Raw genomic sequence first — 16,305 nt, 5'->3', positions numbered from 1 at the left:
GTACGGTTGCCCCTAAGAGGGTGTAAAATTTTATGACCGTGCTCTCTCTAACCGCAATCTGATTTCTCATCCGAAATTTTCCTGTATCTCGGTCACATTTTTCAGTAGAATTTCTCGGTTAAATTCTATTCTAAAATGTTGAGTAAACATGTTTGAAATCAATCCAATTAAAAACCGTCTGCAGGACGTGTCTCAGCGCACAAATGTCCTGAGGGGGTATCTTTGACTATGACGCGAAGAAAGAGCGTCTAGAAGAAGTCAACGCAGAGCTTGAACAACCTGATGTATGGAATGAACCTGAACGTGCACAAGCACTGGGTAAAGAGCGTGCATCGCTAGAAGCGGTTGTTGAAACTATTGATCAACTAGAGCAAGGTGTAGAAGACGTAGAAGGTCTTCTTGAGCTGGCTGTAGAAGAAGAAGATCAAGAAACATTTGACGAAATCGAACCAGAACTTGCTGAGTTGGAAGAGAAGCTAGAAAAGCTTGAATTCCGTCGTATGTTCTCGGGCGACCATGATAGTTCAGATTGCTACATCGATTTGCAAGCTGGCTCTGGTGGTACGGAAGCACAAGACTGGACCAACATGCTGCTGCGTATGTACCTACGCTGGGCAGAGGCGAAGGGCTTCAAAGCTGAAGTGATTGAAGTCTCTGAAGGTGAAGTCGCGGGTCTTAAGTCGGCAACAGTTCGCATCTCTGGTGAGTATGCCTACGGTTGGTTGCGCACTGAAACGGGCGTTCATCGTCTTGTTCGTAAATCTCCGTTCGATTCAGGCGGCCGTCGCCATACGTCATTTGCGTCTGCGTTCATCTATCCAGAGATTGATGAAAACATCGATATCGACATTAATCCTTCTGACCTACGCATCGACGTTTACCGTGCGTCAGGCGCAGGTGGTCAGCACGTCAACACCACAGAATCTGCGGTACGTATTACGCACGTACCAACGAACACCGTGGTTCAGTGTCAGAATGACCGTTCTCAACATAAGAACAAAGATCAGGCAATGAAACAGCTTCGAGCGAAGCTATTTGAGCTTGAATTGCAAAAGCAAAACGCGGAAAAACAAGCTAATGAAGACGCTAAGTCTGACATTGGCTGGGGTAGCCAGATCCGTTCTTACGTATTGGATGACTCACGTATTAAGGACCTCCGTACGGGCATTGAAAACCGTAATACTCAAGCGGTTCTTGATGGCGATCTGGACAAATTTATTGAAGCTAGCCTGAAATCAGGCCTATAAAGCTTTTCACCGACAAAAACAGGATACATCGAAAATGACTGATGCTGTTCAAAACGAAACTGTACTAGAAGAAAATAAGCTGATTGCTGAACGCCGCGCTAAACTGGATGAAATCCGAAAGAGCTGCAAAGCAAACGGCCACCCAAACGACTTCCGTCGTGACGCACTAGCGGGCGACCTTCAAAAAGAGTTCGGTGAAAAGACGAAGGAAGAGCTAGAAGAGCTTAACCACGTGGTTGCAATTGCTGGCCGTATTATGGCTAAGCGTGGTCCATTCCTAGTAATTCAAGAAACATCTGGCCGTATCCAAGCTTATGCTGCTAAAGACGTACAAAAAGAGCTAAAAGAGAAATACCAAGGTCTTGATATCGGTGACATCATCGGTGTTAAAGGTGCGCTGCACAAATCTGGTAAGGGTGACCTGTACGTGAACATGGAAGAATACGAGTTGCTAACTAAAGCACTTCGTCCACTTCCTGAGAAGTTCCACGGTCTTACTGACCAAGAAATGCGTTACCGTCAGCGTTACGTTGATCTGATTGTGAACGAAGATTCACGTAAAGCATTTATTGTACGTTCTAAAGTGATGTCTGCAATTCGTAACTTCATGATCTCAAAACAGTTCATGGAAGTAGAAACGCCGATGATGCACGTGATCCCTGGTGGTGCAAGTGCACGCCCATTCATCACGCATCACAACGCGCTAGACATGCCAATGTACCTACGTATTGCACCTGAGCTATACCTGAAGCGTCTAGTGGTTGGTGGCTTCGATCGCGTATTCGAAATTAACCGTAACTTCCGTAACGAAGGTCTTTCTCCACGTCATAACCCTGAATTCACTATGATGGAATTCTACATGGCGTACGCGGATTACAAAGATCTGATGGACTTTACTGAAGAACTACTAAGCTCGGTAGCGCAAGAAGTTCTAGGTTCAACATCAATGCCTTACGGTGATGAAACGGTTGAATTTGGTGGCACTTACACTCGTATGAGCATGTTTGAAGCAATCAAGCAGTACAACCCAGATCACGCGCAAATCCAAGCGCTAACCGAAGAAGATCTACAAAACCGTGAACTGATGGTTTCTATCGCGAAATCAGTACATGTTGAAGTAGAAGACTTCTGGACGTGTGGTCAGCTTCTAGAAGAAATCTTCGGTGAAACAGCAGAACCTAAGCTAATGCAGCCAACGTTCATCACTGGCTACCCAGCGGACATCTCTCCACTGGCTCGCCGTAGCGATGACAACCCGTTCTTTACAGACCGCTTTGAATTTTTCATCGGCGGTCGTGAAGTAGCGAATGGCTTCTCAGAGCTTAACGATGCAGAAGATCAAGATGCGCGCTTTAAAGCACAGGTTGAAGCTAAAGAGTCTGGTGACGACGAAGCCATGTTCTACGATGCAGATTACATCACTGCACTAGAGCACGGCCTACCACCAACGGCAGGCCAAGGTATCGGTATCGACCGTCTGGTTATGCTACTGACTAACACGCACACTATCCGTGACGTGATCCTATTCCCAGCAATGCGCCCACAAGCGTAATTTGGCAGGATGATCAAAAAAACCACCTTCGGGTGGTTTTTTTATGCCTTTTAGTTAAATAAGTTCAAGTTGTTGCATTTGCTTTTTAATAGGATATGCAAATAAACATTCGCCAAATATCAATCTATTGCATAGTCTTAATACTGAGACAGACGTGGGGGCGCGGAGTCTCGATAATGTTACCCGCTCGCAAAGATAGGTTTGTGGCGCAAAATTTCTATTAACAATGAAAAAGGGTTAGAGAATGGCTGGGCAGTTTAAGATGGATTCCATCCCGGGATCGCTTGTGGTAGTTGGCGGTACTTATGAGCCTTGGTTATCAGTACTTGAGCAAGTGGGCTGGAAGTGTCACCAAGTGGGTGACTTACGCAAAGCTAATACGTTGTTAGAGGATATTGGTCCATGTATCGGTATTGTCGATCTCAGCCATGACGAATTCAGCTTGAACGGTTTGGCGAACTTAGTCAGTTCTCACAAACACGTGCGTTGGTTAGCGTTTATTCGTGAATCTCAGCTTGGCACTGACACCATATGCCAGTTCATTGTTAACTTTTGTATCGACTTTTTCACTGCGCCAATCCCGGATGCCCAGCTTTTAAGCACGATTGGTCACCAGCTTGGTATGCTCAAGTTGGAGAAAAAAGTTTGGCCTAGTTTTGGTAGCAGCTTAGATATGGGGCTGATAGGTGAATCTATCCCGATGAAGCGTTTACGCGATCAAGTAAAGCGAATCGGTCCGACGGACGTCAGTATTCTGATTTCTGGGGAAAGTGGTACAGGTAAAGAAGCGGTTGCTCGCGCTATCCACAAAGTCTCTTCACGTTCTCATAAACCGTTTATGGCAATTAACTGTCGCGCACTCAATGAGCAACGTTTCCAAGCGGAAGTGTTTGGCATTAACGCCGATGAAGATATGGAAGCATGCCTGCTCGAACAAGCGGATGGCGGTACGGTGCTGTTTAATGACATTCTTACTATCTCAAAAGAGCAGCAAATGAATCTGCTGAGATTCTTGCAAGAAGGCACCATTGATACCAAAGATGGTGTAAAAGCGGTCAATGTGCGCATCCTTGCGGCTAACTCGTCAGATGTAGAAAAAGCCTTGATTGACGGAGATTTTAATGAAGAGCTTTATCACTACATTAACGTATTACGCATTAATGTCCCGAGCTTAAAAGAGCGCGCGAGCGATATTTCTTTGTTAGCGCGCTACTACTTACAAGAGTTTTCTAAAGAGTATAACTCGCAAGCAAAAAGCTTTTCTGAGGATGCACTCAAGGCTCTGACACGTTATTTCTGGCCAGGTAACGTACGTGAGTTGATGAACCAAGTGAAACGAGCGGTTCTGATGTCTGACAGCGTAATGATTGAAGAGCATCACCTAGATTTGCCTCAGCGTAATGACTCAAAGCGTAGTTTGAAATCGATTCGTGAGAAGAGTGAGCGTGACGCGTTACTGGTTGTTTTGGAATCTCATTCTGGTCAAGTTTCGAATGCGGCGAAGGAGCTTGGTGTTTCACGCGCGACCATGTATCGACTACTGAACAAACATAATTTGATTTCCGATCAAGCCATGTAATTTGTTCTTTCTGAAGTTAAATTGGTGAATGAATATCAGTGAAGGAGCGGCTACAAAGCCGCTCTTTTTGTTTTGTATTCAGTTTGATTTATAAAATCCGTAATTTCATATATTCCCTAGGTGAATATGTTATATAGAAAAGTATATGAAACTGAATTGCGGTGTATTGGTTTGTTTTTAATCAAAAAGACAAAAAATGTTTGATATATATTCATCAAAGCTTACAATTTAACCGTAACTCAATGAGTTATACCTTTCATAAACGGATTAATTTTTAGCTAGGAGGCGCAAGATGAAACATTACGTTGTTAACACCACTGCTTGCGCTGATCGTATGCCTATCGCTCCGATGACTCTTAAGTCGGATGATACCAATACCACTGGCTCACAAGATAAAAATTAATCCGTAACCTATCTTATTTATTACTAGGCTGCGGAAAAGTAGCGGCTTAGTATAAACAGAACACCTCTGTTCATTTTACGCACTATTTTTCCCAGTCGAATACATCGATAATCGGAGAAAATATTATGCGTCACTCTATTTACCTACAACTGGCAACTTTGCTATTGAAAGCAGACCTTAAACGCGAAGAAAAGCAATGGCAGCGAACCATACGCCGCACTGCTCATGATGTTCCATGGACGAATGTTCATCTATTGAGGGATATTGGTTTAGATAGCGATGGTCGTTCCACACGCGCCAATGTTCCGGATGCAGTAAAAGTTGAACGTCGAGTTCGTCACCTTCGTCGAGTTTTAACGTCGCGAATAATGACGTAATCGTTAGCGTGTTGGACTGACTAAGTTGCTATCGAGTCATTCAACACGCTTAACGTGCGATATGAAGTCATACTTCATTTGATAAACAGCTGACCTTGAAGGTCAGCTGTTTTCGTTTGAGGGGAGCTTTACTGTTAAGGGCATGGATTCGAGTAGGTTGTACCAATTGCTTGAATCTCAGTCAGGAGCTCATCGCTTAGTTTTAGATCGATACTGTCGATGTTGGCTTTTAATTGGTCGAGGTTGGTCGCGCCGATAATATTAGATGCTACAAATGGGCGCTGATTGACAAATGCAAGTGCCATTTGTGCAGGATCCAAACCATGCTCTTGGGCTAAATTGACGTAAGCTTCGGTCGCTTTAACACCTTGTGGAGTGAAGTAGCGCGCAAAACGCTCCCACTTAGTGCATCGAGCGCCTTCAGGTTTTGCCCCGTTTAGGTATTTACCACTCAGGCAGCCAAATGCCAAAGGAGAGTAAGCAAGTAACTGAACGCCTTCGTAATGGCTGATTTCAGACAAGCCAACTTCGAAGCTGCGGTTCAATAAGTTATATGGGTTTTGAATGGAGACAATTCTTGGCAAATCGTGTTTCTCTGCCAAACGCAGTAGCGACATCACACCCCACGGCGTCTCGTTTGATACGCCGATATAGCGTACTTTGCCTGCATTCACTAATTCTGTAAGCGCTTCCAATGTTTCAATTAACGTGACTTCTTCTTGTTTGTCAGGGTATGGGTAGTTGAGTTGACCAAAGCAGTTAGTTTGACGTTGAGGCCAATGTAATTGGTATAAATCGACATAATCCGTTTGCAGGCGGTTAAGGCTGTCATCAATTGCTGTATGGATGTGGCGACGATTAAGGCTCATGTTGTCTCGGATGTGAGGGACACCACGAGGGCCAGCCACTTTTGTTGCCAGCACAACTTTTTCACGTTTGCCGCTCTTTGCTAACCAATTACCGATGTATTGCTCGGTGAGTCCTTGCGTTTCCGCTTTGGGAGGTACAGGGTACATCTCTGCGGTATCAATGAAATTCACCCCATGATCAAGGGCAAAGTCGAGCTGTTCAAAGGCGTCCTTTTCTGTATTTTGCTCGCCAAACGTCATGGTTCCGAGGCAGATTTTACTGATCTCAAGTGATGAGTGCGGTAGTTTTGTGTATTGCATATCACGTCCTTGAAGAGTTACCGACTAAATAAGTGATTCCAATATAGGGGATTTTTAACCGCTATCGCAAATGATTTACGTATAAAGGAAGACCAAACTCGAAAGCTATACATTGCCTAACTACACTTAAATGATCGTGTGAAGGAGGTACGTTATGCAGAAGCATCAATTGGACATGTGGTTACACGGTCCCCATAAAGATACTTATAAAACTCCCAAAGTATTTGTGATTGGGTGTTCTGATGTCTCTGACTATTTGTTAGCAGTGGAGTACAAGCATCAACTTGAGCCAATTAAAGACGGTGAAGATCCGATACATTTCGGTTCGCTAGATTTGGTGAAAGAAGAGCTGCTGAGGTTAGGGGTAGATAAAGCGTACTTAAGGCTGCACAATGCGTATGACGAATGTGGCACTGAAGAGGCAGCCTCGTACTGTGATATCGAGTTATCGCTCGTGACGCACTAAATGGCGGAAACAACATTACTTAGATTGCGTGTTGATGTAGTGCTTGAGTAAGATCTGTTCAGTAAACTGTGTTCTGAGGTAAAAACCTCGGGGCAGAGTTTTTATCGGTTTGCCATTTGAGCTATATGCTTCGGTGAGGGCTTTTGCATTCGCGGCTTTAGGGCGAAGATGCAGCGCTTCTCCGTGTCTGGCGGAAATTTGATCAAATTTCCCCAAGACGATCATCTCCATTAGCTCTTCCCAGTCGTTTCGTAAAATACGCTCTTCGTCGTCGTCTGGTGACCAAATCAGTGGGCTACCAACACGTCTTTCTGCAAGTGGAATTTCTCGTTCCCCTTCCACTGGTACCCAAAGCACACGAGACAGCTTGTTGCGTACGTGGCTTGTTTCCCATGTAAGACCATGAACACCTGTGAGAGGAGCCACCGAAACAAAGGTTGTTTCCAATGGTTTGCCAGAGTAACTGATCGGAATACTTTTCAACTCGATCCCTAGTTTTGCGAAATCTTGTTGAGGTTTACTGCCAGCCGGAGCGCCCAAGTGCCATTCGAGTAATTGACCCACCCAACCTTTATCACGTTTTAAGTTTTCAGGAACAATCATATTCGCCTCGGCGGCCAGCTCTGCAAAGCTAAGTCCTGCCATATCATGAGCGCGTTCCAATAGCTCTGCTTCTGTTTGTGGTTCTGGTTTCATAGTCACAAGGTGGTATTACAAAACATATAGTTTATCAAACTCCGGCCAAATCTACTGTTTAAGATTTCACCGAGGCGGTGTAAGAACGATCAATTCATAACTTATCCACAGGTAGAGGAGGTGTTGATAAGATCCTGACGAGGTCTGTATGAATAAACAGGGGCTAAAATGCATTTTTAGGGTTGATTTTGTTGTAATTATCTAAACGAAGAGCAGGTGAGTGTGGATAAATAGCCGGTTGGTGGATCTTTGACCGATCTGGGTTTGGTGAAAAGATCATCAAGAAACTGAAGATCGATTTATCGCTATTTTTTAAAATAAAGACTTTTTTATCAATATTTTATGTTTGTTTTTCTGTTTCTTTATTTGTTTTGCTTGTGATGGGGTTGAACAGAATTATTCATTTTAATTGAATTCTTCACAAAGTTATTCACAGAAAAGGTGAGTAAATGTGGGCAATGTCTCACTCTTGTGTTGATAAGGTATGATTTGATTAAAAGATATCCAAATATGGTGAAAAGGTAATAAATCTTGCTCATATCACATCAGTAAGTTTGCTAGTAATGGGGATATGTGGAAAAATCACGGTAATAAAAAATTTATTCATAGAGGTTAGCCAGTGATAGATGGCGATGGTTACCGACTTAATGTTGGTATTGTGATATGTAATAACCATGGTCAGGTCTTCTGGGCTAAACGATACGGGCAACACTCATGGCAATTTCCACAAGGTGGAATTGACGAAGGTGAAACTCCTGAACAAGCCATGTTCAGGGAGTTATATGAAGAAGTCGGTTTAACGAAAAAAGACGTTAAGATCATTGCAACAAGTCGTCATTGGTTAAGATATAAGCTACCAAAACGATTGGTGCGTTGGGACTCCAAGCCTGTTTGTATCGGCCAAAAACAGAAATGGTTTCTGCTGAGATTAGAATGCGATGAATCTCGTATTAATATGCAACGCGGAAAATCCCCTGAATTTGATGGTTGGCGCTGGGTGAGTTATTGGTATCCAGTTAGGCAAGTTGTTTCTTTCAAGCGAGATGTTTATCGACGAGCGATGAAAGAGTTTGCATCCTTAGCCATGCCTTTTCGAGAGAGAAAAGCGAAAGGGAAAAGAAAAAAGCAACGTAGAGGATAATCATGCTCAGTCAGCTAAGGGAAATAGTTGAGAAAGTCTCCAGGGTCGATGATGTGCATCTGGCACTCGATATATTGGTGAAAGAGACTTGTGCTGCCCTTCGCACTGAGTGCTGTACTATCTATCTTGCTAATGAAGAAATGCAGCGCCTTGAGTTAATGGCAACTCAAGGCCTTATTTTTGAAGGTGATAGTATTCATATCAACTTCAATGAAGGCTTGGTTGGGTTGGTTAAACGAAGCGCAGAGCCACTCAACCTTGCCGAAGCCTCAAAACATCCCGAGTTTAAATTCTTCCCTCAACTCGGCGAACAGATTTACCACTCCTTTTTAGCCACTCCAATCATTCATCGAAAACAAGTTTTAGGTGTGTTGGTGATCCAGCAAAAAACACCGCGCTTGTTCAGTGAAATGGAAGAGTCGTTTCTTGTCACGTTGTCCGCTCAGCTAGCAGTGCTTATTGCGCATGCGCAGAACCTTGGGCATTGGCAGTTGGCATCTAAACCCACGGTATTAAAAGGTTTGCCTGCATCTACTGGTGTCGCGATTGGAGAGTTTTGGTTCGACAATACCCAACCGAGTTTATCGGATGTTTTCCCATCGTCCACGTTAGATAAGGAACGTGAGCACGAGACATTGCTGGTGGCCATAGAGCGAGCGTTAAATGACTTTCGCCGTATGCGGAAAAAACTGGACAGTGAAATCAACAAAGATGCGCTGGCGATCTTCGATCTGTTTACTCACTTACTGAATGATCCGATGCTTCGCGGTGATTTGAAGAAGCAGATTGAAAAAGGAGATAGGGCAGACTGGGCGTTACGCCAAGTTGTAGAATCATACTCGAATCGATTTGCCAGAATGTCGGATGTATACATGCGTGAAAGAGCGCAAGATATCCGAGAGTTAGGGCAAAGGCTGCTCTATTTTCTGCACAACAGTGAGCAAGAAAATTCTGCAATTGATCGTCCCATTATTTTGGTGGCGAACGAACTCACTGCCACCTTGCTCGCTTCTGTACCTAAAGAGTTTTTGTTAGCCGTCGTATCATTAGAGGGAGGCGCAAACTCTCACGCTGCCATTTTATCTCGAGCTCTTGGGGTCCCTGCAGTCATGGGCGCCAACATTAATCCGGATGTGGTGAATGGCAAACTCGGGATAGTCGACGGCTATACGGGTGAGATCTTCTTAGAGCCAAACCGCCAGTTGTTGCGAGAGTATCGCAGTTTAGTAAGTGAAGAGTCTGAATTGTTTGCCATGGTAAACAAGGACCTCGCACTCCCTGCGGTTACGCAAGATAATCACCATATCGAAATTATGCTGAATGCAGGACTCAGTGCAGACAGTAATATTGCCATCAATACAGGTGTTGATGGTGTTGGGTTGTACCGAACTGAGATTGCATTTTTACTTCAGCATCACTTTCCGTCGGAAGATGAGCAGTATCATCAATACCAAGCGATACTCAACAGTTATCCGAATCAACGAGTGGTGATGCGCACTTTGGATATTGGTGGTGACAAACCTTTGCCATATTTGCCCATCGAAGAAGATAATCCGTTTTTAGGCTGGCGTGGCATTCGTTTTACATTGGATCACCCAGATATTTTCTTGATCCAGCTGCGTGCAATGTTAAGGGCGAGTGCAGAAAGCGGAAACTTAAGTATCTTATTGCCAATGGTGTCAGGGGTAAAAGAGCTAGACGATGCCATTAGCTTGATTAATCAAGCTCACAGCGAAGCCGTGTTGCTTGATGATAGAATTCAGTTCCCACAAGTTGGGGTCATGATCGAAGTGCCATCAATGGTGTATTTATTGCCAACGATTGCTCACCGTGTTGATTTTGTTTCTGTCGGGACAAACGATTTAACCCAGTATTTATTAGCAGTTGATAGGAACAATTCCCGCGTCGCGGATGTCTATGAATCTATGCATCCTGCGGTACTGCTAGCGCTTAAGCAAATCCATGACGTGTGCGATAAGTATCAGGTGCCAGTGTGTATTTGTGGTGAGTTAGCTGGCGACCCATTTGGCGCTCTTCTCTTACTTGGGTTAGGGTATACCAGTTTGAGTATGAACACCTCCAACGTGGCTAAGGTGAAATATTTGATTCGTCATAGCCAACAAGAAGAATTAGAAAAATTAGCGGAGCAAGCAATGACAAAGTCCTACGGGGAGGACATTCATCAAATGATGCATGACTTCTTCATCCAACAGGGTTTTGCGGGCTTTATCCGTGCAGGTAAAAAGTAGGAAATCGTGACCGTCTCTTTATTTTTGTTATTGTTGGCGCTAGGCGCTTTTGTGGGTGTGATGGCGGGGTTACTCGGTATCGGTGGTGGTTTGATTGTTGTTCCTGCCTTGTTGTATTTGCTTCCTCTTGCTGGAATCTCTCCAGAAATGAGTATGCACATGGCCCTAGCCACTTCGTTAGCGAGTATTATTGTCACGTCAGGCTCATCGGCGATGAATCACCTTAAGCTCGGCAATGTCGATATGTTCGTCGTAAAATGGTTGATGCCAGGTGTGGTTATAGGTGGTTTTGTCGGTGCCAATATTGCTGAGTGGATCCCTACGCACTACTTGCCGAAAGTATTTGGTGTCATTGTTCTTTGCCTGTCAGTACAAATGTTCCGTTCCATTAAAGTTACGAGCAGTAAACCTATGCCGAGCAGCCCGGTGACCGTTGCGTATGGCACGGGGATTGGCGTTGTATCAAGCCTTGCTGGTATTGGTGGTGGTTCACTATCGGTCCCATTTTTAAATAAACACGGGATAGAAATGCGTAAAGCGGTGGGTTCATCTTCCGTTTGTGGTTGCGTGATTGCTATTTCTGGTATGATCGGTTTCATCTTACATGGCTATAAAGTGGAAGGCTTACCTTCATACAGTATTGGCTATGTTTATCTTCCAGCATTATTAGCTATTGCCATGGCCTCGATGCTCACAACAAAAGTGGGTGCGAAGCTGGCAACTAACCTTCCAACTGCGGTATTAAAAAAGATATTCGCGGTGTTCTTAATGTTTGTAGCAGCGACCATGCTGCTCTAAGTTTGTACCCAAGTCATTCTCGCTGAACCAAGCATCTAGAGGTTACTTGGGTATATTTATTTTGTTGTGATAAGAAGAGAATGATTTATGTCTCAGGGATATATTGAATTTCCCAATATTGATCCGGTTTTAATCTCTATTGGTCCTGTTTCGGTTCGTTGGTACGGTTTGATGTACCTTGTGGGCTTTATGTTCGCTCTATGGTTGGCGAACCGACGTGCGGATAAGCCGGGAAGTGGTTGGACACGAGAACAGGTTTCTGATTTGTTGTTCGCAGGCTTCCTTGGCGTGGTGATTGGTGGCCGTGTTGGCTACGTGCTTTTCTACAATTTTGAGCTTTTCCTGGCTGACCCTTTGTATTTGTTTAAAGTGTGGACCGGTGGTATGTCTTTCCACGGTGGCTTACTGGGTGTGATTACCGCGATGTTCTGGTATGCACACAAAAACGGGCGAACGTTCTTCGGCGTTGCCGACTTTATCGCGCCGCTTGTGCCATTTGGTTTGGGTATGGGGCGTTTAGGTAACTTCATGAACAGCGAATTGTGGGGCCGAGTAACGGATGTGCCTTGGGCGATCGTTTTCCCAAATGGTGGTCCACTGCCACGTCATCCATCGCAGCTTTATGAAATGGCGCTTGAAGGTATCGTACTTTTCTTCATCTTGAATTGGTTCATCAAGAAACCTCGTCCTCTAGGTTCTGTTTCAGGGCTATTTTTAGCTGGATATGGTACATTCCGCTTCCTAGTTGAGTACGTGCGCGAACCAGACGCTCATTTGGGTTTATTCGGTGGCTTTATTTCCATGGGACAGATTCTATCCCTGCCAATGGTGGTTATCGGTGTCCTAATGATGGTTTGGGCATACAAACGTGGTCATTACAAAGACGAGTTACCACAAAAGACGAAGTAAGGTATTGGTGTGAAACAGTATTTATATTTGTGTCAACGCATCGTTGACCAAGGTGTTTGGGTTGAAAATGAGCGTACAGGCAAGCGCTGTCTGACCGTAATCAACGCGGATTTAACCTACGATGTTGCGAACAATCAATTTCCGTTGGTAACCACACGTAAAAGTTTTTGGAAAGCGGCCGTTGCAGAGCTACTAGGGTACATTCGTGGTTACGATAATGCGGAAGATTTTCGTAAGCTGGGCACGAAAACCTGGGATGCCAATGCCAACCTAAATGATGCTTGGTTAAATAATCCATACCGTAAAGGTGAAGACGACATGGGCCGTGTCTACGGTGTCCAGGGGCGCGCATGGGCGAAGCCTGATGGCGGGCATGTTGACCAATTACGCAAGATAGTGGATGACTTAACGCGTGGTGTTGATGATCGCGGTGAAATCTTGAACTTCTACAACCCGGGTGAATTCCACATGGGGTGCTTGCGTCCTTGCATGTATAGCCACCATTTTTCATTGCTGGATGATACGCTTTACCTAAACAGTACTCAGCGTTCGTGTGATGTACCGCTTGGCTTAAACTTCAATATGGTTCAAGTTTACGTGTTCTTGGCGATCATGGCGCAAATCACGGGCAAGAAACCTGGTCAGGCATTTCATAAGATTGTGAATGCGCACATTTATGAAGATCAGCTTGAACTGATGCGTGATGTTCAGTTGAAACGTGAACCATTAAAAGCGCCGACGTTCCACATCAATCCAGAGATTAAATCTCTAGAAGATCTGGAAACATGGGTCACACTGGATGATTTTTGGGTTGAAGGATACGAGCATCACGACCCTATTCGTTACCCATTCTCAGTGTAACCAGTGTTGTTCTTCAAGATATGAAAAAAGCTCCGAATGGAGCTTTTTTGCTTTTTCGTACTTTGAAGATATTACTTGAGTGCGCTGACAATATAGCGGTGAATAGGGTTGGTCTGCTTCGGTGTAGACAGTGCCGGGCTAATAAACTTGGGTTGGGTGAATATTTGTTTGCTCACTAATGAGCGGATAAGCTCAAAATACTTCAGTTCTGTTTTCCCACATAGCAACAATGAAAAGTCATTGCCCAGTTTATCGTAGGCATTGAGCACCTCTCGGAACCCTCTGAGGTACAAGTAATCCTTCGTCAAACCGCCTCCTCGATACACACGAGCAGTCGTTGTAAATGCTTGAAGGTCAGACGTTTTATACTGTTCTTTTAATAGCATGAACGTATGGCGGAAATCGCGATCCTTGATCATCGACTCTACCGCCAGAACTCGTAAGGCTAAGGTTCTTAGGCGTTTGATACTGAAATGTCCTGACAGATATTCACACAATATAGCCAGCCCTTCTTGGGTGTTGGTATTGGCTGGGCACCCTAAGCTCAGGACCTTTAGCGGTTGTTGACGACCATTAAGCGTAGTAAGAAGGTGTACACCCATTTCATGATGTGCGAGAGCCTCTAACTCATCGGTCGTGATGTATGCTGCGTGGTTAATTTTGACTCGAGACCCCGAAACGAGTGCGTTTGCTAACATCCCATCCAACACCTGTATTTCACACTCATATCCATTACGTTGAGCAAAGTTTTGCATGAAGTGTGCTATCGCACGGCTATCATGCTGCGGCTTGCTCTCTTCTTCCGTGGGAAGGTGTAAAATGAAATGGGCGTTGGCAATATCTTTGGCGCTCGGCTCTCCGTAATAGCGCAAGGAGTTATAAAGAAACTCTTGTGTACCGATAGTATTCACTTGATCCAATTTATCTGCGTAAGACTGAATCACATCCGCGTACAACTTTTGTAATTGGGTGTCTTGAATATTCTCTAAAGGCAGTTCATACAGACGTCGCTTTGCGCTGTGAGTATCTAGATTGGTAGTTGAGTATTGGAAGTTAGGCTCTTGAGAGTATTTGTTCTTAATAAAGCGCTCTCTTTCCTGAGCATAATTGAGAGGATTCACGCTACTGAGGATATCAATATCAGCAACCAGTTGAGTTAGGTTTTCGTCTATTGCGAGTAGCTGATCAGAAATAGTGCCATTAAGCTGCGTCATGTTGTCGACTCCAAATGAGGTAGCCCAGCATAAGTATGCTGGTATGGCTCAAATTATCACCAGACAACGAATTTGAACAGGGTCATTAACGCAAAAAAGGCCCCACAATGTGGAGCCTAAACAATAAGCGATGGTATGTAAGTTATTGTTATGTCGTTAGGGCTAAGATCGCGCCTGGTAAAATAACGAATACAGACATTAGGTAGCCACCGACAACAGCTTTGTTCTTGATAGCCATTTCAGAAATCATCTCAGCGCCTTTCACTGGAATTTCACGTAGGAACGGAATACCAAAGATAAACAGCGTTGCCATGATATTAAATACTAGGTGTACCAGAGCGATTTGAAGCGCGAATACCGCAAACTCACCCGATACGGCTGTTGCTGCTAGTAGCGCCGTAATACAAGTACCAATGTTTGCACCTAGCGTGAATGGGTAAATATCACGAACTTTAAGAACGCCTGTACCCACAAGTGGAACCATCAAGCTAGTTGTTGTTGATGAAGATTGTACCAACACAGTCACGATTGAACCCGATACAATACCGTGAATAGGGCCACGACCAATCGCGTTTTTCAAAATTTCACGTGCGCGGCCAACCATTAGGCTCTTCATTAGCTTACCCATTACCGTAATTGCAACGAAGATTGTCGCAATACCCAAAACGATAAGCATGATGCCACCAACAGTATCACCGAATGTTGAAAGTGGCTCTTTGATTGCACCCACAACTGGTTTTGTTATTGGCTTAATGAAGTTGAAGCCTTTAATGCTCATATCGCCAGTAGCAAGTAGTGGAGAAACAAGCCAATGAGAAACTTTCTCTAAAATGCCGAACATCATTTCCAACGGAAGGAAAATAGCAACAGCAAGTAAGTTGAAGAAGTCGTGAATAGTTGCGCTTGCAAATGCACGTTTGAACTCTTCTTTACAACGTACGTGACCAAGAGAAACAAGCGTATTAGTCACTGTGGTACCAATATTGGCACCCATCACCATCGGAATCGCGGTTTCTACTGGTAAGCCACCTGCAACCAAACCTACAATAATAGACGTTACAGTACTTGAGGACTGAATTAAGGCTGTTGCCACCAAGCCGATCATTAGACCTGCAACAGGGTGAGCGGCAAACTCAAATAGCACCTTAGCTTGATCGCCAGTTGCCCATTTGAAGCCACTACCAACCATAGATACTGCTAGAAGAAGCAGATACAACATGAATGCCAAGTTAGCCCAGCGTAACCAACGAGCAGTGCTCGAAATTGGCGCCACTGTTGAAGTAGCTTGGTTCATCATAATTTTCTCCGTTGACCTTTCAGTTCATTTTTCGGTCTGTAGTTGAAACTGCGGGCGATGTTAGAGAACAAATATTTCAGTAATATTACAGATTTCTTGCTGTGAGTAATTTTTATTGTTCTTTTTGATACTGGTGTGAGCAGGGAAAATTGATGGTTTTTAACCCTTTGAATTTAATGAATAAATCTGACTTTTGTTTTGTGTGGTTTTTGCGTTTTCTTTAGAAAGAAAATGCGCCTCAGTTCAACTTTTATGACAGTGTTAATTTTATATATTCGGTAAAACTTATGTTTTTGTAATGTATTGTATGGTTTTGTCGAGTTTATTGTTTGTCTCTGTCACATTTG

At 44.1% G+C, this 16,305-nt stretch carries 14 protein-coding genes; 10 read left to right on the top strand and 4 right to left on the bottom strand.

The features are described 5' to 3' along the window. The first annotated feature begins 148 nt into the window (after positions 1-148). From prfB to ACWYVB_RS15080, 4 genes are all read left to right on the top strand, one after another. Positions 149-1,247, top strand: a protein-coding gene (gene prfB, locus ACWYVB_RS15095; RefSeq protein ID WP_100068604.1) for a peptide chain release factor 2 whose coding sequence is annotated in 2 segments (ribosomal slippage) — positions 149-223 and positions 225-1,247 — 1,098 coding nt in all. Because the reading frame shifts where the segments join, the coding sequence is not laid out codon by codon here. A 34-nt stretch (positions 1,248-1,281) separates the two neighbouring features. Next, positions 1,282-2,799, top strand: coding sequence for a lysine--tRNA ligase (gene lysS, locus ACWYVB_RS15090; RefSeq protein WP_005397328.1), 1,518 nt, complete (start codon positions 1,282-1,284; stop codon positions 2,797-2,799). 244 nt (positions 2,800-3,043) lie between these two features. Continuing rightward, the gene (gene vpsR / locus ACWYVB_RS15085) at positions 3,044-4,378 is read left to right on the top strand and encodes a cyclic-di-GMP-binding transcriptional regulator VpsR (protein WP_104974479.1); all 1,335 of its coding nucleotides are present in this window, start codon (positions 3,044-3,046) and stop codon (positions 4,376-4,378) included. Positions 4,379-4,906: 528 nt separating this feature from the next. Continuing rightward, complete coding sequence (locus tag ACWYVB_RS15080) at positions 4,907-5,158, top strand: hypothetical protein (RefSeq protein ID WP_005397324.1); 252 nt, start codon at positions 4,907-4,909, stop codon at positions 5,156-5,158. 134 nt (positions 5,159-5,292) lie between these two features. On the opposite strand, the gene ACWYVB_RS15075 is transcribed toward ACWYVB_RS15080, so the two are convergent. After that, a complete protein-coding gene (locus ACWYVB_RS15075; RefSeq protein ID WP_109168799.1) occupies positions 5,293-6,327 on the bottom strand; it encodes an NADP(H)-dependent aldo-keto reductase in 1,035 nt (344 codons plus the stop codon). Positions 6,328-6,481: 154 nt separating this feature from the next. Here ACWYVB_RS15075 and ACWYVB_RS15070 point away from each other — a divergent pair, with 154 nt between their 5' ends. Next, positions 6,482-6,793, top strand: coding sequence for a DUF6482 family protein (locus ACWYVB_RS15070; protein ID WP_005397320.1), 312 nt, complete (start codon positions 6,482-6,484; stop codon positions 6,791-6,793). 15 nt (positions 6,794-6,808) lie between these two features. On the opposite strand, the gene mutH is transcribed toward ACWYVB_RS15070, so the two are convergent. Next, positions 6,809-7,489: a DNA mismatch repair endonuclease MutH gene (gene mutH / locus ACWYVB_RS15065; protein WP_301639813.1), complete on the bottom strand. Its 681-nt coding sequence runs from the start codon at positions 7,487-7,489 to the stop codon at positions 6,809-6,811. A gap of 619 nt (positions 7,490-8,108) precedes the next feature. Between mutH and rppH the strand changes: the two genes are divergently transcribed. From rppH to ACWYVB_RS15040, 5 genes are all read left to right on the top strand, one after another. Further along, positions 8,109-8,630: an RNA pyrophosphohydrolase gene (rppH, locus tag ACWYVB_RS15060; RefSeq protein ID WP_005381953.1), complete on the top strand. Its 522-nt coding sequence runs from the start codon at positions 8,109-8,111 to the stop codon at positions 8,628-8,630. Between the two features lie 2 nt (positions 8,631-8,632). Continuing rightward, the gene (ptsP, locus tag ACWYVB_RS15055) at positions 8,633-10,879 is read left to right on the top strand and encodes a phosphoenolpyruvate--protein phosphotransferase (RefSeq protein ID WP_047009107.1); all 2,247 of its coding nucleotides are present in this window, start codon (positions 8,633-8,635) and stop codon (positions 10,877-10,879) included. Between the two features lie 6 nt (positions 10,880-10,885). Continuing rightward, positions 10,886-11,677 carry a sulfite exporter TauE/SafE family protein gene (locus ACWYVB_RS15050; RefSeq protein ID WP_006743341.1) on the top strand — a complete coding sequence of 264 codons (792 nt, stop codon included), beginning with the start codon at positions 10,886-10,888 and terminating at the stop codon, positions 11,675-11,677. A gap of 87 nt (positions 11,678-11,764) precedes the next feature. Next, positions 11,765-12,586, top strand: a complete 822-nt coding sequence (lgt, locus tag ACWYVB_RS15045; protein WP_005381948.1) for a prolipoprotein diacylglyceryl transferase — start codon at positions 11,765-11,767, stop codon at positions 12,584-12,586. Between the two features lie 9 nt (positions 12,587-12,595). Further along, entirely contained in the window at positions 12,596-13,447 is an 852-nt protein-coding gene (locus ACWYVB_RS15040; protein ID WP_301639811.1) for a thymidylate synthase, read from the top strand. Positions 13,448-13,518: 71 nt separating this feature from the next. On the opposite strand, the gene ACWYVB_RS15035 is transcribed toward ACWYVB_RS15040, so the two are convergent. Together ACWYVB_RS15035 and ACWYVB_RS15030 are read right to left on the bottom strand one after the other, a co-directional pair. After that, positions 13,519-14,661, bottom strand: a complete 1,143-nt coding sequence (locus ACWYVB_RS15035) for a flavohemoglobin expression-modulating QEGLA motif protein (protein ID WP_301639810.1) — start codon at positions 14,659-14,661, stop codon at positions 13,519-13,521. Positions 14,662-14,809: 148 nt separating this feature from the next. After that, positions 14,810-15,955: a Na/Pi symporter gene (locus tag ACWYVB_RS15030; RefSeq protein ID WP_031780616.1), complete on the bottom strand. Its 1,146-nt coding sequence runs from the start codon at positions 15,953-15,955 to the stop codon at positions 14,810-14,812. Positions 15,956-16,305: the final 350 nt, after the last annotated feature.

The sequence above is a fragment of the Vibrio sp. JZG10 genome, assembly GCF_054064075.1.
Note: the sequence above shows the minus strand (reverse complement) of the source record. Positions and strands in the feature narration are given on the sequence as shown.